The following is a 17,618-nucleotide window of genomic DNA, read 5'->3' on the forward strand; positions in this document are numbered from 1 at the left end:
TGCATAATATAGTTTTTATAAGAAGACATATAGATGAGAATAGAGAAAAAAAGATTTTCATACCAATAAAAAATGACCTAGTTCTACACTAGGTCATTTTTTATTAACGAGGGATAGATTGCATAACAGATTGTAACGTTACTCTTTCTTCTTCTGTTAATGGAAGAAGTGGTAAACGTACAGAACCTACATCTAATCCAACCATTTGTAACGCTGTTTTTACTGGAGTTGGGCTTGGCGCCATAAATAATGAATCCGTTACTCTTACAAGTAATTGATGTAATTTTTGCGCCTTCTTAAATTCTCCTGCTTGGAATGCCGCAATCATTTCTTGCATTTCATTTCCGATAACATGAGATGCTACAGAAACGATACCTTTCGCTCCAACTGCCATAGCTGGTAACGTTAAACCATCATCACCGCTGTATACTGCAAAGTCGTCCGCTGTTTTTTCAATGATTTCTGTCATTGTTAACACATCGCCGCCTGCATCCTTAATCGCAACAATGTTTTCTATTTCTGATAAACGAACAACTGTATCAACGGAGATTTGTACAATAGATCGTCCTGGAACGTTATATAGCATAACCGGAAGCGGCGTGCTTTCAGCAATTGCTTTAAAGTGCTGATACATTCCTTCTTGGCTCGGTTTGTTATAATACGGCGCTACTAGCATTACTGCATCAACACCAACCTCTGTTGCTTTTTTAGTTAAGTCAATAGAAGCATGCGTATTATTGCTACCTGTTCCAGCGATTACGGGCACCCTTTTATCGACAACAGATACGACATGGCGATATAACGCTACTTTTTCTTCTGAAGTTAATGTAGGAGATTCTCCTGTCGTTCCTCCTACCACGATTGCTGTTGTACCGTTATCTATTAAATAATTTACCAATTTCGTTGTCTTTGCAAAATCGATATTTCCGTTTATATCAAACGGTGTTACCATCGCGGTTGCAATTGTCCCAAAATCTATCATGGTCTCACTCCTTATTGTTCCAGTTGCTTTTCTTTTGAAAGCTCAAACGCACTATGTAATGCATTTACAGCCTCCACTAAATCAGTTTCTTTTACAAGAACCCAAATTGTCGTATGGCTATCTGCAGATTGCAGAATTTGAACACCTTTTTCTGCTAAAGCTGTAACGATTTTCGCAGTAACCCCTGGGTATCCTGCCATTCCAGCTCCTACAATAGATACTTTTGCACAATGCTCTGTCACAATTGGCTCGTATCCAAGGTTCTGTAATAATTCAACTGCACGATTTGATACATTATCACTCACCGTATAAGCTACCCCAGTAGGTGAAATGTTAATTAAATCGACACTTATTCCTTCATTCGCCATTTCTTTAAACACATGCTGCTGCAAATCAAATGCTGTTTCTTTCGCAAGCACTTTAATTTGCGTTACGTTTGATACGTGAGCAATACCTGTAACAGGGCGTTCTTCTACATCACGGCCTTTTGTAGCACCGTCAGATGCTGAAATAAGCGTACCTTCACTATCAGAATACGTAGAACGTACACGAAGTGGTACTTTGGCATGCATCGCAATTTCTACTGCACGTGGATGAACGACTTTTGCACCTTGATATGCCATGTTACAAATTTCGTTATACGTTACCGTTTGAAGATGACGTGCATCTTTTACGATACGAGGATCCGCAGTCATAACACCTTCTACATCTGTGAAGATATCGATATATTCAGCATGAAGCGCAACACCTAAAGCTGAAGCTGAAGTATCGCTACCTCCGCGTCCAAGTGTTGTCGTATCACCTTTTTTCGTTTGTCCTTGGAATCCTGTAACGACGATTACATCTACATTTTCTAACTCTTCATGTATACGATCGCAATTCATTTCAATAATCTTAGCATTCGTAAAATCATCATTTGTTACAAAACCAGCTTGTGCACCATTGAACGCTGCCGCTTTTATACCGTTCTCATTTAACATATTAGAGAAGACGATTGCAGAGATTAATTCTCCGCATGATAGTAATAAATCTTGCTCACGATTAGAAATGTGAGATTCCTCTTGATTTACAAGACTTAACAAAGTATCAGTTGCATATGGTTCACCTTTACGGCCCATAGCAGATACGACAGTAACTACTTTATAACCAGCAGCTAATGATTTTTTTATATGATGAAGCGCATGCTTACGTCCATTTTCATCACGTACTGATGTGCCACCAAATTTTTGAACAATTATTTTCATATTTTGCACCTTCTCTTAGCCGTTTACACTAATTGTAATTTTACTAAGCGCTCTGCAATTTGAACAGAATTCCATGCAGCGCCTTTTAATAAGTTATCAGATACGACCCAAAGATGGAATCCTTTATCGTTATTTAAATCTTTACGGATTCTTCCAACGAATACTTCGTTTTTACCTACTGCAGTAGCTGGCATTGGATATAACTGCTCTTCTGGATTATCTTGCAGAACAATACCTTCCGCATTTGCAAGTAAGCTCTTTAATTCTTCTACTGTTACGCCTTCTTTTTCTACTTCGATGTAAACAGACTCAGAGTGACCTGATACAACTGGTAAACGTACACATGTTGCCGCTACTTCTAATTCAGGCATATGCATAATTTTTTTCGTTTCGTTAATCATTTTCATTTCTTCAAACGTAAATCCATTATCTTGGAATTTATCAATCTGCGGAATCGCATTAAAAGCAATTGGGAAATGCTTCTTATCACCTGATACAGGTAAAACATTCGCCTTAACTTCTTCGCCATTTAAGATTGCTTGTGATTGTTCATGCAGTTCTTCAATAGCTGCCGCACCAGCACCTGATACAGCTTGATATGTGGAAACGATTACTCGTTTTAAACCATATTGCTGACGAACTGGCTCAAGAGCTACTACCATTTGAATTGTAGAACAGTTTGGATTTGCAATGATACCATTATGTTCTTTTAAGTCGTTTTCATTTACTTCAGGTACAACAAGTGGCACGTTTTCTGTCATACGGAATGCACTTGTATTATCAACAACAATCGCACCGCGCTTCGCTGCTTCTGGCGCTAATTGTTTTGATACAGATCCACCAGCACTAAATAGTGCGATATCTACTCCTTCAAAACTTTCAGGAGTTGCCTCTTGAACTGTAAATTCTTCGCCTTTAAATACAAGTTTCTTACCTGCAGATCGTTTAGATGAAAGTAACGTTAACTTCCCGATTGGAAATTCTCGTTTCTCTAAAGTATTTAACATTTGTTCACCAACTGCGCCGGTTGCTCCAACTACAGCGACATGAAAAGTTTTTTGCTTTTCCATCACTATGCCCCTTTCTAGATACCAATCCTTCTATAACTTAGAATCAGAAGGAGTATAGAATACCCCTTCTAATCTTAATAACGTTAATTTTATCATATTCTACAGTAAGAATGATGGTTTCATCAAAAATTGTCCGTTTTTTTTCGTTTTTTAATTCATATATCTGAATTTTTCTACGACAACCGGTTGCAATTGCTTTCCTTGCAGCGCTTCTAATACTGTATCTTCCAGTAACTCCATACGAGCTACCATTGAGTTCGGTTTTTTCTCTGGTGCATCTTGACCGAATGGGACGAAATAGATGTTTTTTGTCGCCATTAGACGCATGAGGTTTACGCCAACAAGGTGATGACAAAAAAATCCATTTTAATTTCTTCTATTATAATGTAAAACTGGATAGTAAGTTGAACTATTTTAATTTAACGAAAGTTTTTTCACTTTATACTCTTGGGGAATCCTACATAACCAAAAGAAATCATCATGAAGAGTTTGAGTTCTATATTTTATAAGAGCCCTCCTTAGAAATACACTATATTTTTTATAAATAATACAATCCCCTCCAAAATTTGATATAATAATGCAGTTATTAACATCAACTAGGAGGTACAACCAATGAAAAAATTAATTGCAGCAGGACTATCACTAGGACTTTTAGCTGGTTGCGGTTCTACAGAAGATAAAACTGAAGCGAAAGATAAAAATGTACAAAAACAAGAGGCAAAAAAAGAAGATACTACTAAAAAGAAAGCAGTCAGTCAAGAAGATTTTGTTGTTTATACAAAATCAATTAAGGGTGTAAACTTCATTAAAGAAGCAAAGCTACATAATAATAAAGCTGAAATCACATTCTATGACTCTTTTGCAGCTTACAAATCTGCACATGCTGATAGTACTACTACAGAGGAACAGTACAAACAGGAATTTTCAGGTGAAGACACTATTGAAAAAATGTTTGTAGAAGAATCAGCTAGAATATTAAGACGTTTTCATGCTTTAAATTCCATTAATATAACTCTTCCATTCGAGGGGAAAACTTACAATGTAGACTTAAGCAGAGATTCTTTAAATGCACACCTTGGATTTGATATTGAATCTATAAAAGTTGCTGATAAATCATGGGAAAATAAATTTGTTAAGCCATATGTAAACGATAAAACCAAACGAGATGAATACTTCAAGAAATTTGTTAAAGTTCAATAATACAAATAATAAAGCCGTCATTTGACGGCTTTTTTTACTTTTCACTTAACCTCATACCACCATTCCCTACAGTCAAGGTACTCTTTCATTGCATTCAATTGCGTATCTGAAGTTGGTTCTGAAATAAAATATGTTTGTCCATTCGGTTATAAAATGAAATCAGCTGTCATTTTTAGAGACGTTAATGCTCCCATCACATCCTCAACATACTCTCTCGAAAAAGCACCTGATTGGATGATATTTTGCTTAGCTAATCCAATTGTACTGCTACTATTCCCACCAACTCTTTGTCCAGTTAATGAATAAACGATGGAATCAGCAACTTTATCCACATTCCACTTCGTCATATCAGATTCGTTATCGATGAAGCCTAGTTCGATTAGAATAGCTGGCGCCTTAGTTCTTTTTAATACAGCTAGATCAGTATGTTGCTTCGGACCTCTGTCATGCCATCCAATATCTTTGGCAAGTTGAGCCGATACTTTAGCCGCTAAATTCTTTTGATCAAAATAAAGTACTTCAACTCCATTAGCTTTCCCGTCATAAGCATTTAAATGATATGAAATAACCAAGTCTACATCATGTGAGTTACAATTTGCTACGATATTGTTTAAGTTTTGAGCTTGCGTTTTTCCTACTTCATCTGTGTCCTCATATACTGTATGCCCTAATGCTCTTAAGTTAGCTGTTACTGCATCTTTAACCTGACGATTCATGATGTGTTCTTTTCTATCACCCCAATTAGCACCTTGTACAATTTCGTTATGCCCACCGTGATTACTATATCTAGCCATTATTCAACATCTCCCTGTTTAATTTCTTGTTTTTGCTTACCGCCTAAAATTTCAACTGCATTCGTTAATGCTTGTGGAAGCGGGATTCCCATTTCCCCTGCATTTTCTAAAAGAGATAACAACTCATTGCTGATAAAGAAAAAGATTGTTTCTTCACGAATAGCGTTGTTTGTTCCTATAATCGCATCAGCTTGAGTAGCGGCTGCAACCAAAAGAAAAAGCATCACCTTTTTGACGATGCCTTTGAAACCAACTTTACTTTTTAACTCCCCGTTAAATCCTGCTGCAAGTACTCCTGTCAAATAATCGATAGCTACCATGATAACTAGAACTTTCAATGTTGTATCCCATCCTCCCAAAAAGTACCCGCAAAAAACTCCGAAGGTAGCTATAAATGTTTTCATTAATACATGAATATGATCCATCTTTTCACTCCTTTTCTAAAAATAAAAAAGCATGCTATAAGCACGCTTCATTTTGTTATACAACCCGTATTTTATTCAGAATGGTTTTACTTTTATCTATTTTCCTCATAATGTTTTATTCTACTGTCTTTTTTGTTATCGTTTAATATTAATTACACTATATTTTAAAATATAGAATCCAAATTCATTTAAAGATATTCATTATCTCTTAAATTAGAAAGTAGGTATAAATATGGAAGAAATAATTAACCTGTCCTTAGTTCTCTTTTTCTTTCTTCTAATAGTCTTCATCGTATGCTTTATACTACAAGTATTCTTGAGAATTTTTGGTAAGAAGAAACAACCAAACAAATTTATTGAAAAAGATTTAAAAAAACATTCCTCAACACAAGAAACAAATAACCAGGACAATTCAGGTGGCAATGCTAATGATGCCGAAGCTAGCTGGATGAATGCCGTGATGACAGCGACTTTTATTACAGCATCTATGAAAAGTACTACTGACCACTCGGAAGGTGATGAGTGTAGCCATGATTCACCAAACCATAGTGACCAATTTGATAGTCCAGATTCATAAAGTCAGCTTAGAGTATAGATTTAATAGAAAGCATTCATCACTTCTATTAAATCTATACTTATCTAACAAATATAAGCGCAACTCCATACTCTTTTTCTTCATCGTATGGAGTTGTAATTCTCATCACTTTCCAATTACTATTCCCTTTCGTTGCAATACCATTTTTAGCTTTGTAGAGCCATGATATCTCACTTCATATGAAGGAGTGACTTTCATTTCTTCTCGAACCATTCCGAACTGTTTGTAAATACGCACTTCTTCAAGAAGACCCTCTAATTTCTCCTGTGTTGCTGTGCGATTAACTTTAGATAAGAAAGTTAATTGGTTCATAAATAAACGCTCCTTGTCTATTTTGTTAATAAAATACAAAAAGCGGACACCAAACTACAGAGCAATAGCGTCAATGCTCTTCATAGTTCAGTGTCCGCTGGTTCTTCCAGTAGGACAAAATGTTTAATTGCTACTATTATATCATCTTCTTACGATTTTTTTACTTTTAAAAGGATCTTTGCTGGATAAGTCGATATTTTATCTACCAATTCACATATTCCTTAAATTCCCATAAATTAATTGACGTCACAAAATAACAGTAATATCATAATATAGTGATACAAAACTTTATATAATTATCACGTGAAAGCAATCTATATAATACTACTATTAAGTTTTACTTAGGAGGAATAGTAATGGACTTTAAAAGCGTACTTGCAACCGGCTTAATCACAGCAACTTTATTCGGAGCAACAACTACAACACACGCACAAACCAAACATTTTACAGATGTACCAAGCGGACACTGGGCTGAAAATCCCATAAATTATTTAAATGATAAAGGAATAGTTAGCGGATATGGAGATGGAATTTTTGGATTTGGAGATAACGTAACTCGTGGACAAGTAGCTTCCATTATGGCTCGCTACTTCAATTTAAAAGATAACGGATCACAAAAAATATCTTATAACGATATTAAGAAACACATGTTTGAAAATAGTATCAAAGCTGTTACACAAGCAGGAATCATGGTTGGTGATGGAAGTGATAAATTCCGACCAGATGATACATTGACTCGCTATGAAATGGCGGTAATCTTAAAACATGCATTTAATTTAGAGGTAAAAAAGGGTACGCCATTCAATGATGTTCCAAATAATCACTGGGCTAGAGAAGCTATTAAAGCTTTATATTCAAATGGTGTAACAGATGGGGTTGGACTGTATGAATACGGCGGAAAATTCAATGTAACAAGAGAACAATTTGCTACATTTATGTATAAATCTATATTCAAAGACCAAAACCCAACACCTGAACAAGAACAACAAAACAATGCAAATAAATTAAAACATGTAGCTGAAGAAAATGGATTCTTCCTTAATGACCTTCGTTATACATATAACCCATATGGAAAAGAAGGAAATCCCACATCTAATATAATGGATTTATTTATACAAGATGGAAGTGTATGGGAAACAAAAATATTTATTCATAATGATGTTTCCGCTGTTGAAAAACCTATAAAAGAATTTTTAAATATCCTTACTCCTACACAAGGTGATGAATTATTAAAAATCATTCATAGTGAAGGACCAATACATGAAGAGCTTGAACTGGATAGAAGAACAGTTGTAATTGAAAGGTATCACACTCTTAGCGTTTTATTTGGTTACAAAAAATAAATAACTTATATATAAAGAAGAGATGATTCCCATCTCTTTTTTCATTTGTTGCACCTTTAACAAAAGGATTATTTTGTTGAGTTCCAATATGCAATATTGCATATTTCGTACTTTTAATTTTCATACATGCAATAATTCGTTTATAAAAATAGAACATATTAGTAAGGATGATTTACATGAAAAAGTTCCGTAAGAAGATGATTACATCTTTACAAACATTCTGGGGATGCTTAGCATTCGGTGTTATTAATGTTTGCTATCTTCTTAATTATGGATTTAACAGATACACCTTTAAATACATTAGACTGGAGAGACTGGCTAGGTTCTGCAGTAGGCGCAGCCATCTTATCTGTCGGAATGTTTACTTTAAGTAAATTGGATTTAAAATAAATATCCCGTCAATACTATAGATACACCAGTCTCCATTTCCCCTGGAGATGAGCAGTTAGCTTTTGCTAGCTGCTCTTTTATTTTCATATATTCATTTATAACTCCTGTCTACTGCTTTAATAAGTTCCCAATCATCTCTCAACCTCTTTTTCTTTGTTTCAATTTCATTCACAGAGCGATTGAGGATTTTTCGTAAATACTCTAAATCCTCAATCGCTTTCTTTCCAGCTCCATTTTGCGACCAACCTGCTTGTATAAGATTATAAATATCATTTACTCTCTCTTGATTTTTATTTATATCTATAATCAAATTCGTTAAACGCCCTAATGCTGCTTCTATATGTTCCTCATTAAAATACATTTGTCTCATTTTTTTAACCACTCAAATCCTTGAAAATTTTCATCGGCTGCCTTATATTCATCGGCTTTTCTCTTTATAAAAGCTGATACTTCCCCGGCTTTTGTCGCATATACTCTGCTGGTTTGATCTAAGCAATGATACAATTCTTCAATCCTTCTCTCCAGACGTTGACTCTTAGTTGAACTAAGATGCTGCATTACTTCTGAAACTACTCGTGGTATCTGATTTTGAAATTCTTCCGCACTTTGTTGCATTTTTTTTGCCGATTCTTCTAAGTATTCCATGACTATCTTGATTTCACCATGCTGTATTGAATATCTGGGAGACTTATATAACTTGTGACCCGTGTTTACGTCAACTAACATGGAATTATTAATATTACCGAAACTATCAAAGTGATAATTTCCTAGACCGTGATAATCCTTTGCTCCTATTGAATCTAAAAACCTATCAATTTAATGCATCCCATAGTCATTATTTGCTGTTTTAAAATCAGAATTGACCATATAGGTATCACCAATATGTGTTTTATCTTCTCTTAGAGCACCACCGGAAATCGAATCTTTCGGATTTATATAATTAGTTATTTGTCCTTTATATTCTCCTGCATCTACTTTTTTCTTTATGTCCTTTGGAAGCATATCATAAATACCAGGGGCACTGTAAGTAACAGCAGGTACACCACATATTGCACTAGCAAATTGGGCATTGGCACCACCTAAAGAATGTCCTGTAGTTGAAATTTTCGCACCCTGATATTCATTTTTTACTATTTCTAAAAGTGATACTGATTGTGTAAACTGGTTAGCTGCTATTACTTGACTTTTATCATACGGATTTATTTTCTCACCGTCTTGTATCGGATTCTTACCCATTAATATATATTTTGCATCAGTTAAAAAATCAGGCACCGATCTATCTAATGATTCTTTCCTTTCCCTTCCGTTCCTCTATAAGCAACAACAATTTCTTTAGTTGTTTCATTTTGAAAAACAACTGCATCGAAACCTGTTTCAGGGTCATGCAATTTTGCGCCTTTTGGGTGTATTGGCTTCCAACCGGCAATGTCTATTTTATCTTCTTTTTGATATGCAGCCTCAGATAATTTATTATAAGTTGAATCTGATATAGTAGTAGTCAACCTTTCTCCCTCTTTCCTTAATCCCATTCATTTGGTAATATTAGTATAATTATAGTGGGAGGTGAATTGCCATCAAAAAATCACTAAAAATTACAATAATTATCAGCATAATTATTGTCGGTATGGCTTCTTGCGCAGTTATAAAATTTATACATACAGCGAATCCTTTAATGTCAATGACTCCCCAAGAAAAGCAAGAAATTAAAAATAAAGCAAACAAAGCTACGATAGAATATTTTAAGAAAGAAAAAAATATTGATGTTACTATTACAGATACTGAATTTTCAAGTGAATTGGGCGGATTAAAACTTTTTTGTTAACGGATATATTTCTAATGATAAAACTAAAACTTTTTCTATTGTAGTATCTTCTATCAATGATTACGAAGTAAGAGAACTTTCCTCACCATAAAAAAGAGAGCTAGATTTGATACACTCCCCTTATAGCAGACAGTAAAAAGAACTCACCTTGATTTGTTTACTATGGAGGAGAGTTTTCTATGAAAAAAAGAAACCTATGTGATTACAGTTAGCCACCTAAACATGGATGTCCAAGCTTCAAAACCGAATGAAAAATAGAGGTGGTAAGAAATGAAAAAAATCCTTTTAATAACACTATTGGTTGTTTTAGGTTTAGGTTCGTGCACTATATATCAAATTTATAAGGCTACCCACCCTTATAGTGAAAAAGAACAAAATGAAATGAAAGAAAAAGCATCACAAGCCGCTATCGAGTATTTTAAAAAGGAGAAAAATTGGGATATTACAGTGACAAAAGTAGAATTTTCTACAGATATCTCTCGTAGTAGGCTTGAGGTATCTGGCTATATATCTGGTGACAAAAAGAAGAAGGTTTGTGCAAGTATAGATTACAGTAATGATTATACAGTTGGTAGTATAAGTTATTAACATTACAAATTGACTTTTTTCTCTAATAGCATTTTCACCCTCTATAATATTAAATACATAGACAAAACCCAGATAAAGATTATAGTTAAACTTTGTCTGGGCCTTATGTTTCATACTCTCCCATTAATTCAATTGCTTTACAATTAAATTAAACAATTATTCCCTCTACCTCATATCAATTCGCATGAATTATTTCACAGTCCTATAATCTTCGCAAATTAAAACATACTTTTTAAAAATAAAAAACTCATACAGTTAGTCCCCATGTTCCCTAAAAATCTCAAATCTTCTTTTCTAATATAGTATTAAATTAATCTCTGCTTCCTTTCATGTGTAACGTCAAATCCCAATCGAGTAATCTTCAACCAACTCATTACACTCATCATGTGCTATCGTTGGTTTTAATCCACCGATCGCTTTGGCTTGGCTTAGTTAGCATTTGTACAACTAGTTTGAATTCAAACGGTGAATATGAGCTTTCTTAAAATTAAATGATCCAACTAATTCCACATCAAAGATTGTTAGTTGCATTAGCATCCTTTGCTTAAATTGTTAAAGCATTAAAATTATTAGTACATACACAACCTGTCTATTTTCTATACAAAAAAAGAGGAACTACTCCTCAATATTTTCTTTTGTTTGCAATTCATCGATGATGGCCCAACTAGCCTTGTAATATGCTCGAAGGATTTTCTCAATATCCTTTTTTGTTTTCGGCTCTGGGGCCACAATATACACTTTCGTTTTCCCAAATTCATAAGATGCGGCATATTCTTTGTGTTGGCTCATGGTGTCACCTCTTGAAGTGCTTTCTATATTTGTATGCTGCTGATTTGTTAGTACTGCCATATTAGTTTCAAAGCAGACCAATTATCGAAATATTAAAGCATTGGAAAACGACGAAGAATCTTAAATGCTTTCTTAAATTAAACATGACATTACTTTCGCTACCTCAAATAGCCGTTTCTACTTCTTATATGTACATTTCTCGTATATGAATTAACTATAAGGAGGTCTATTTATGAAAACCGCAATCTACCTAAGAAAATCCCGCGCCGATTTAGAAGCCGAAGCAAGAGGCGAAGGCGAAACGTTAGCAAAGCACCGCGCTACCCTGCTGAAAATAGCAAAGGAAATGAACTTAAATGTGTTAGCTGTCCGTGAGGAAATCGTTTCTGGTGAGAGCTTAGTGAAACGTCCGGAGATGTTAGCTCTGCTTGAAGAAATTGAAGATAATAAATATGATGTTGTTCTTTGTATGGATATGGATCGTTTAGGTCGTGGCGGTATGAAAGAACAAGGAATCATTTTAGAGACGTTTAAACGCTCGAATACGAAGATTATGACACCTAGGAAGACTTATGACCTTAATGATGAATGGGACGAAGAATACAGCGAATTTGAAGCGTTTATGGCACGTAAGGAGTTAAAGATTATTACACGTCGTATGCAACGAGGTCGTATCGCTAGTGTAGAGGCTGGGAATTACCTTGGTACACATGCACCATTCGGATATGATATTCATCGCTTAAATAAGCGAGAGCGCACTTTAACGATTAATTCAGAAGAAGCTTCTGTTGTAAGAATGATATTTGACTGGTATGCAAATGAGGATATGGGTGCGAGTGCAATACGAAGCAAGTTAAATGATCTTGGATACAAAAGTAAGCTAGGTAATGATTGGAATCCTTATAGCATCTTGGATATATTAAAAAACAATGTGTACATCGGAAAGGTAACTTGGCAAAAGCGAAAAGAAGTAAAACGTCCTGATGCTGTAAAAAGAAGTTGTGCACGCCAAGATAAATCAGATTGGATTATTGCCGATGGTAAGCATGAGCCAATCATACCTGAAAGTTTGTTTGAGCAAGTACAAGATAAATTAAACTCAAGATATCACGTTCCTTACAATACAAACGGAATTAGAAATCCTTTAGCTGGCATTATTAAATGTAGTAAATGTGGTTATAGTATGGTCCAGCGTTACCCGAAGAACCGAAAGGAAACGATGGATTGTAAGCACCGTGGTTGTGAAAACAAATCAAGCTATACGGAATTAATTGAGAAGCGTTTACTCGAGGCATTAAAAGAATGGTATATCAATTATAAAGCTGATTTCGAAAAACATAAGCAAGGTGACAAATTAAAAGAAACACAAGTTATTCAAATGAATGAAGCTGCATTACGAAAGCTTGAAAAAGAATTAGTGGATGTCCAAAAACAAAAAAAAAATTTGCATGATTTATTAGAACGTGGTGTTTATACTGTAGATATATTTTTAGAACGTTCGAAAGCCGTTTCCGATCGTATCAATGAAATTACTTCTACGATGGAAAACTTAAAGAAAGAAATTAAAACAGAAATTAAGAAGGAAAAAGTGAAGAAAGATACAATACCTCAAGTGGAGCATGTTCTTGACCTGTATTTTAAAACAGATGATCCCAAAAAGAAAAACAGCCTCCTAAAGTCCGTTTTAGAAAAGGCTGTTTATAAGAAAGAAAAGTGGCAAAGACTCGATGATTTCGAACTTGTGCTTTACCCTAAGCTCCCTCAAGATGGCGACATATAAGCGTTCGTGCTTTGTCGTCACCTTGTTGGTGTAATTAGATTTACCCCATTAAGCCCCAACGCATCATTCGTCGAAACAGCCAATACGACAGGCTTGCCATTTCTTAGCGTCGCTTTCGCTGCCATTAATACTGGAGAGTCTGTCATTGCATTTGCAAATTTACTCATAGAATTTCCTGTTAGTGGTGCAATTACCATACAATCTAGCGGGATTTTAGGTCCTAATGGTTCTGCACCAACGATTGAATTAATCGCTTTAAATCCTGTTACTTCTTCAATCTTTTTAATCCACTCTGCTCCCTCACCAAATCTCGTATTTGTTGATTGAACGGTGTAAGAAACAACGGGACGTACTTCTGCTCCCTCAGCAATTAATTTTTCTAAGTGTGGCATAACTTCTTCGTACGTACAATGTGAACCTGTAAAACCAAACCCTATTCTTTTCCCCTTTAAATTCATTCCCCATTCTCCTTTCTTGCTATTACGTCTTCTGCCAGTAACTGAGAAAGAACATTCGCTAAAATTTGTCCTGCTGTTTTGGGAGCAACAATGCCTGGTAATCCCGGTGCTAACAAAGCTTTGATCCCTCTTTTTTCCGCATACCTAAAGTCGGTACCGCCTGGTTTAGAAGCTAAATCAATTACTAACGTATGAGCCGGCATTTTTGAAATGACATTCGCTGTCACAACGAGATGCGGAATTGTATTAATGACAATATCGATATTTCCTACTTCTTTCTCAATGTCTTGCATATGAAAAGGAGAAAACATCATTTCTGTAATGCGTGCAATATGTTCCGATCGTCTTGCTCCAACTTTGACATGGGCTCCTAATGATTGAAACGCTCTGGCAACACTCATCCCTGTTCTACCAAATCCTAAAACCATTACATTAGAACCATGAATCGTATAGTCGGTATGTTGAATTACCATCATTAATGTACCTTCTACAGTTGGAATAGAATTGTAGATTGCCACATCATCACGATCAAATAATTTAATAAGTTTACGGTTTGTAGTAGATACGAGATTTTCCAAGTAAGGCGTACCAATACCTGAATATATAGTAAAATGTTCTGGTGTATTTTCAATTTGTTCTTTCGTTATAGAAACTTTTTCGTTTGAAAAAATAGTATCTACTTCTCCCTTGGCATTTGTACCTGCAACTGGCAAAATAATTGCATCTACAGAAGTGAAATCTAAATTTTGTATACTTTCTTTTGCTGCCCCTGTGAAGCCATGGTCTAACTGGTCAAACCCTATCAATGAAAGTTTCGCGTCCAATTCAACTAGCTTGCGAATTACTTCTAGCTGTCTTGCATCTCCTCCTATGACAGCAATATGCATCTCAGTCAACATTCCCTAATTCACCTTCTTTTTCTGTCATTTATAAGAAAAGTGCCTACTTTTTCTTTTTCCTCCACATCATATGTAATGTACGAGTTTTAGGTGATTGAAAAACAAAAAGCACATATGATTAATCCCGCTCTTTGTATACAGAAAAACCTCCCTTGAAAATTCCGCATATGAGAGGACATTATGTAGGGAATTGATTGCCCGTAGAAGCTTGATTCATGTGAGCTAATACTCTGCGGGGAATGCACAAAAAAAGATGACCAAAATGGCCATCTTTCACTTCGAATTTGGACGATCTGTAATATCACAAAGGATCATATCATGCCCTACTTTCTTAATTTGGCTCCACGTGACTCTTACTTCTTGTGGTTCCTTTTTAAAACCTCCCCATTTCCCAGCTGGTATGATAAGAGCCTGTATTTGACCATCCTTCTCATCAATCTCTAAATCCACATATCCTAAAACCCCCATTTTTTCGGCTCTTTCTAAATTGACGATCTCTTTACCGCTTAATTCACTTAATCGCATACGCTCTCCCCCTACCGAAATTATGAATGTAAGTTATCCATAATTAGTACCTATTCTGTATATCAAAAAAAAATAACCGTATCTCATTTAAAAGAGATACAGTTATTTTTACATACTTCATATAAAACAATTATAGCTTTATTCCTTTTGGAAGCTTTCCATCTGGACTAATTAATGCTGCTGAGAATTCATCTGTAAACATGTTACGAATTAACCCATCTACATTTTCTTTTGTCACAGTGTTTACACTTTCAATAATTTCATCAAGTGAACGGTGCTTACGAAGAAGCAATTCATTTTTACCATTACGGCTCATACGACTATTCGTACTTTCTAAACTTAACATTAAGTTTCCTTTTAATTGCTCTTTACTATTAATAAGCTCTTTTTCTGTGATACCTGTATTTTTCAATGTTTCTAATGTTTCTTGCATTGTTTCATACAGTGTATCTAATTGTTGGCTACCTGTTCCACCATACAGTGTTAACATACCTGTATCTTCATAAGAAGAATGGTAAGAAAATACTGAGTAAGCTAACCCGCGTTGCTCACGTACTTCTTGGAATAAACGGCTACTCATACTACCGCCTAAAACGTTATTTAATACGATTAAGTTATAAATATCTTCGTGTCCCATTTGTAAGCCTTTATATCCTAAACATAAATGAGCTTGTTCTGTTTCCTTTTTACGTGCTACCTTATTAAAATGGAAAATTGGGCTATGTACTTGTTCACGATTTGTTGTTCCTTCATAACTACCGAAATATTGCTCTACCGTTTGTAAGAAGGCTTCATCAATATTTCCTGCAACTGAAACAACTACATTTTCAGGTGTGTAATGATCTTTTATATATTGGCGTAGCGTATCACCTGTAAACGTATCAAGCGTTTCTTCTGTTCCTAAAATAGGATATCCAAGCGGATGTGTTTCATATGTTGCTTTCGTTAACATATCATGCACAATATCATCTGGAGCATCTTCGTACATTTTAATTTCTTCACATACGACATTCTTCTCTTTTTTCAATTCTTCTTCATCAAATGTTGAATTAAAGAACATGTCTGCTAATACATCTAAAGCATATTTAGCATGCTCATCTAGCACTTTTGCATAGTAACAAGTGTATTCTTTTGAAGTAAAAGCATTTACTTGCCCACCAATGCTATCAAATGATTCCGCAATTTCGCGTGCACTACGTGTTTCTGTCCCTTTAAAGAACATATGCTCTAAAAAGTGAGAAATCCCGTTATTTTTTTCATTTTCATTTCTTGATCCCGCATGGATCCAAATACCAATCGCAACCGATCTTACGGTTGGTATATTCTCCATAACTATTCTTACACCATTTTTACAAGTATATTTTTTAATCAAAAACTTTCCTCCTACTGCCAGTTTCTCTAAATAAGTGCTATTATTTAATGATAACAAGTTTAAGGATGAATGTCATGCAAATGTATTTAATCCACACGTTTTTCATCCAGTAATTCTGTTATATTCCCTACTTTATATCCTTGTTCCTTCAATTTTGTAATCATTGTATCTAATGCTTCTGATGTAGATGACGTAGGATGCATTAATACGATAGCACCTGGATGTATTTTTCTCATTACTCTCTGCAATAGTACATCTGGCTCTGGTCGCTTCCAATCGATTGTATCGACAGTCCACATAATCGTTCCCATTTGGTAATCATCTGCAATTTTCACGACTTCATCCCGAAAACTTCCACTCGGCGGTGCAAACCATCTCACCTTTTGATTCGTAGCTGCTTCAATCATCCGATTTGTTTTTTGTAACTGATCTCGTATTTCATCAGACGATAGCGTTTTCATATTCGGATGTGTGTAAGAATGATTTCCGACTTCTTGCTTTGCATCGACAATCATTTTTGCAAATCGCAAATTTTCTTTCACCCAACGTCCTTCCAAAAAGAAAGTCGCCTTCACATCATGTTTTTTCAATATCTCTAATATACGAGGCAAATACTCGTTTCCCCATGCCACATTTATTGTTAATCCCACCATCTTTTTATTTGGATGTCCCCTGTAAATTGGTGCTGGTGATAAATCTTCTAAGTGGACACTCGGTGATACTTCCTTGAATTCAAGATGTTTTTGATCAAATTTCTTTAGTTTCTTCATATTGTTATAGGATGCTTCAGTATCAACTTGTCTTCCATTATATCCTGGTGTTGCTTTCCATATCTTATCAATCATCGCATTTTGAGGTGCAATCTCATATTGTTTTGCATGTTTTTGAATTTCTTCGTACAAATTATCCTGTGCAAAAACGGAATAAGAGCCTACACTGATATATAAAAAGAATATACATATGTATGCCAATATACGAGCTTTCATATAAACCCTCCCAATTAACTATATAAAAACATTTTTCTTCTTAT

At 35.1% G+C, this 17,618-nt stretch carries 16 protein-coding genes and 7 pseudogenes; 6 read left to right on the forward strand and 17 right to left on the reverse strand.

Annotation, left to right across the window (positions count from 1 at the left end):
• Nucleotides 1–103: 103 nt before the first annotated feature.
• The 4 genes and pseudogenes from dapA to spoVFB form a co-directional block, all read right to left on the reverse strand.
• Nucleotides 104–982, reverse strand: coding sequence for a 4-hydroxy-tetrahydrodipicolinate synthase (dapA, locus tag ATN06_RS19245; protein ID WP_000564761.1), 879 nt, complete (start codon nucleotides 980–982; stop codon nucleotides 104–106).
• Nucleotides 983–993: 11 nt separating this feature from the next.
• Nucleotides 994–2,226: an aspartate kinase gene (gene dapG, locus ATN06_RS19250; RefSeq protein ID WP_060631962.1), complete on the reverse strand. Its 1,233-nt coding sequence runs from the start codon at nucleotides 2,224–2,226 to the stop codon at nucleotides 994–996.
• A gap of 23 nt (nucleotides 2,227–2,249) precedes the next feature.
• Complete coding sequence (asd, locus tag ATN06_RS19255; RefSeq protein WP_000414849.1) at nucleotides 2,250–3,296, reverse strand: aspartate-semialdehyde dehydrogenase; 1,047 nt, start codon at nucleotides 3,294–3,296, stop codon at nucleotides 2,250–2,252.
• 150 nt (nucleotides 3,297–3,446) lie between these two features.
• Nucleotides 3,447–3,641: pseudogene (gene spoVFB, locus ATN06_RS19260) on the reverse strand (dipicolinate synthase subunit B); the annotation flags it as partial.
• A gap of 267 nt (nucleotides 3,642–3,908) precedes the next feature.
• On the opposite strand from spoVFB, the gene ATN06_RS19265 reads away from it, so the two are divergent.
• Nucleotides 3,909–4,496, forward strand: a complete 588-nt coding sequence (locus ATN06_RS19265; RefSeq protein WP_060631963.1) for a hypothetical protein — start codon at nucleotides 3,909–3,911, stop codon at nucleotides 4,494–4,496.
• Nucleotides 4,497–4,537: 41 nt separating this feature from the next.
• Here ATN06_RS19265 and ATN06_RS19270 read toward each other — a convergent pair.
• Together ATN06_RS19270 and ATN06_RS19275 are read right to left on the reverse strand one after the other, a co-directional pair.
• Nucleotides 4,538–5,290: pseudogene (locus ATN06_RS19270) on the reverse strand (N-acetylmuramoyl-L-alanine amidase).
• Nucleotides 5,290–5,715, reverse strand: a complete 426-nt coding sequence (locus ATN06_RS19275; protein ID WP_060631964.1) for a phage holin family protein — start codon at nucleotides 5,713–5,715, stop codon at nucleotides 5,290–5,292. Before ATN06_RS19275 ends, ATN06_RS19270 begins: the two are co-directional and overlap by 1 nt.
• A gap of 232 nt (nucleotides 5,716–5,947) precedes the next feature.
• Here ATN06_RS19275 and ATN06_RS19280 point away from each other — a divergent pair, with 232 nt between their 5' ends.
• The gene (locus tag ATN06_RS19280; protein ID WP_060631965.1) at nucleotides 5,948–6,292 is read left to right on the forward strand and encodes a hypothetical protein; all 345 of its coding nucleotides are present in this window, start codon (nucleotides 5,948–5,950) and stop codon (nucleotides 6,290–6,292) included.
• A gap of 58 nt (nucleotides 6,293–6,350) precedes the next feature.
• On the opposite strand, the gene ATN06_RS29825 is transcribed toward ATN06_RS19280, so the two are convergent.
• Both ATN06_RS29825 and ATN06_RS19285 read right to left on the reverse strand, forming a co-directional pair.
• Nucleotides 6,351–6,416, reverse strand: coding sequence for a hypothetical protein (locus ATN06_RS29825; protein ID WP_369596996.1), 66 nt, complete (start codon nucleotides 6,414–6,416; stop codon nucleotides 6,351–6,353).
• A gap of 47 nt (nucleotides 6,417–6,463) precedes the next feature.
• Nucleotides 6,464–6,622, reverse strand: a pseudogene (locus ATN06_RS19285) (ArpU family transcriptional regulator); the annotation flags it as partial.
• A 356-nt stretch (nucleotides 6,623–6,978) separates the two neighbouring features.
• Between ATN06_RS19285 and ATN06_RS19290 the strand changes: the two are divergent.
• Both ATN06_RS19290 and ATN06_RS29265 read left to right on the forward strand, forming a co-directional pair.
• Nucleotides 6,979–7,965 carry an S-layer homology domain-containing protein gene (locus ATN06_RS19290; RefSeq protein ID WP_060631966.1) on the forward strand — a complete coding sequence of 329 codons (987 nt, stop codon included), beginning with the start codon at nucleotides 6,979–6,981 and terminating at the stop codon, nucleotides 7,963–7,965.
• 176 nt (nucleotides 7,966–8,141) lie between these two features.
• Nucleotides 8,142–8,355 (forward strand): annotated as a pseudogene (locus ATN06_RS29265) (hypothetical protein).
• Nucleotides 8,356–8,446: 91 nt separating this feature from the next.
• Here ATN06_RS29265 and ATN06_RS19300 read toward each other — a convergent pair.
• Nucleotides 8,447–8,725: a hypothetical protein gene (locus ATN06_RS19300; RefSeq protein ID WP_060631967.1), complete on the reverse strand. Its 279-nt coding sequence runs from the start codon at nucleotides 8,723–8,725 to the stop codon at nucleotides 8,447–8,449.
• Nucleotides 8,722–9,857, reverse strand: a pseudogene (locus ATN06_RS29830) (lipase family protein). Before ATN06_RS29830 ends, ATN06_RS19300 begins: the two are co-directional and overlap by 4 nt.
• Before the next feature lie 590 nt (nucleotides 9,858–10,447).
• On the opposite strand from ATN06_RS29830, the gene ATN06_RS19315 reads away from it, so the two are divergent.
• On the forward strand, nucleotides 10,448–10,765 hold the full coding sequence (locus ATN06_RS19315) for a hypothetical protein (protein ID WP_060631968.1): 318 nt from the start codon (nucleotides 10,448–10,450) through the stop codon (nucleotides 10,763–10,765).
• Nucleotides 10,766–11,107: 342 nt separating this feature from the next.
• Here ATN06_RS19315 and ATN06_RS29530 read toward each other — a convergent pair.
• Both ATN06_RS29530 and ATN06_RS19320 read right to left on the reverse strand, forming a co-directional pair.
• Nucleotides 11,108–11,302: pseudogene (locus tag ATN06_RS29530) on the reverse strand (cell division protein SepF); the annotation flags it as partial.
• A gap of 78 nt (nucleotides 11,303–11,380) precedes the next feature.
• Nucleotides 11,381–11,614, reverse strand: coding sequence for a hypothetical protein (locus ATN06_RS19320; RefSeq protein WP_088116282.1), 234 nt, complete (start codon nucleotides 11,612–11,614; stop codon nucleotides 11,381–11,383).
• 172 nt (nucleotides 11,615–11,786) lie between these two features.
• On the opposite strand from ATN06_RS19320, the gene ATN06_RS19325 reads away from it, so the two are divergent.
• Nucleotides 11,787–13,334: a recombinase family protein gene (locus tag ATN06_RS19325; RefSeq protein ID WP_060631970.1), complete on the forward strand. Its 1,548-nt coding sequence runs from the start codon at nucleotides 11,787–11,789 to the stop codon at nucleotides 13,332–13,334.
• Nucleotides 13,335–13,366: 32 nt separating this feature from the next.
• On the opposite strand, the pseudogene dpaB reads toward ATN06_RS19325, so the two are convergent.
• The 5 genes and pseudogenes from dpaB to ATN06_RS19350 form a co-directional block, all read right to left on the reverse strand.
• Nucleotides 13,367–13,792: pseudogene (gene dpaB, locus ATN06_RS19330) on the reverse strand (dipicolinate synthase subunit B); the annotation flags it as partial.
• A complete protein-coding gene (gene dpaA, locus ATN06_RS19335) occupies nucleotides 13,789–14,691 on the reverse strand; it encodes a dipicolinic acid synthetase subunit A (RefSeq protein WP_060631971.1) in 903 nt (300 codons plus the stop codon). The gene dpaA and the pseudogene dpaB, both read right to left, overlap by 4 nt.
• Before the next feature lie 273 nt (nucleotides 14,692–14,964).
• Nucleotides 14,965–15,216 carry a YlmC/YmxH family sporulation protein gene (locus tag ATN06_RS19340; RefSeq protein WP_060631972.1) on the reverse strand — a complete coding sequence of 84 codons (252 nt, stop codon included), beginning with the start codon at nucleotides 15,214–15,216 and terminating at the stop codon, nucleotides 14,965–14,967.
• 130 nt (nucleotides 15,217–15,346) lie between these two features.
• A complete protein-coding gene (locus ATN06_RS19345) occupies nucleotides 15,347–16,588 on the reverse strand; it encodes a M16 family metallopeptidase (RefSeq protein WP_000592989.1) in 1,242 nt (413 codons plus the stop codon).
• Nucleotides 16,589–16,674: 86 nt separating this feature from the next.
• On the reverse strand, nucleotides 16,675–17,574 hold the full coding sequence (locus ATN06_RS19350) for a polysaccharide deacetylase family protein (protein WP_060631973.1): 900 nt from the start codon (nucleotides 17,572–17,574) through the stop codon (nucleotides 16,675–16,677).
• Between the last annotated feature and the right edge of the window lie 44 nt (nucleotides 17,575–17,618).

Origin of the sequence: Bacillus thuringiensis, from assembly GCF_001455345.1 — a bacterium.
GTDB classification, from domain to species: domain Bacteria; phylum Bacillota; class Bacilli; order Bacillales; family Bacillaceae_G; genus Bacillus_A; species Bacillus_A thuringiensis_N.

Excerpts from the sequence above, each read along its gene's own strand:
- dapA (WP_000564761.1), bottom strand. The coding sequence starts at position 982 with ATGATAGATTTTGGGACAATTGCAACCGCGATGGTAACACCGTTTGAT.
- dapG (WP_060631962.1), bottom strand. The coding sequence starts at position 2,226 with ATGAAAATAATTGTTCAAAAATTTGGTGGCACATCAGTACGTGATGAA.
- asd (WP_000414849.1), bottom strand. The coding sequence starts at position 3,296 with ATGGAAAAGCAAAAAACTTTTCATGTCGCTGTAGTTGGAGCAACCGGC.
- ATN06_RS19265 (WP_060631963.1), top strand. The coding sequence starts at position 3,909 with ATGAAAAAATTAATTGCAGCAGGACTATCACTAGGACTTTTAGCTGGT.
- ATN06_RS19275 (WP_060631964.1), bottom strand. The coding sequence starts at position 5,715 with ATGGATCATATTCATGTATTAATGAAAACATTTATAGCTACCTTCGGA.
- ATN06_RS19280 (WP_060631965.1), top strand. The coding sequence starts at position 5,948 with ATGGAAGAAATAATTAACCTGTCCTTAGTTCTCTTTTTCTTTCTTCTA.
- ATN06_RS19290 (WP_060631966.1), top strand. The coding sequence starts at position 6,979 with ATGGACTTTAAAAGCGTACTTGCAACCGGCTTAATCACAGCAACTTTA.
- ATN06_RS19300 (WP_060631967.1), bottom strand. The coding sequence starts at position 8,725 with ATGAGACAAATGTATTTTAATGAGGAACATATAGAAGCAGCATTAGGG.
- ATN06_RS19315 (WP_060631968.1), top strand. The coding sequence starts at position 10,448 with ATGAAAAAAATCCTTTTAATAACACTATTGGTTGTTTTAGGTTTAGGT.
- ATN06_RS19320 (WP_088116282.1), bottom strand. The coding sequence starts at position 11,614 with ATGGCAGTACTAACAAATCAGCAGCATACAAATATAGAAAGCACTTCA.
- ATN06_RS19325 (WP_060631970.1), top strand. The coding sequence starts at position 11,787 with ATGAAAACCGCAATCTACCTAAGAAAATCCCGCGCCGATTTAGAAGCC.
- dpaA (WP_060631971.1), bottom strand. The coding sequence starts at position 14,691 with ATGTTGACTGAGATGCATATTGCTGTCATAGGAGGAGATGCAAGACAG.
- ATN06_RS19340 (WP_060631972.1), bottom strand. The coding sequence starts at position 15,216 with ATGCGATTAAGTGAATTAAGCGGTAAAGAGATCGTCAATTTAGAAAGA.
- ATN06_RS19350 (WP_060631973.1), bottom strand. The coding sequence starts at position 17,574 with ATGAAAGCTCGTATATTGGCATACATATGTATATTCTTTTTATATATC.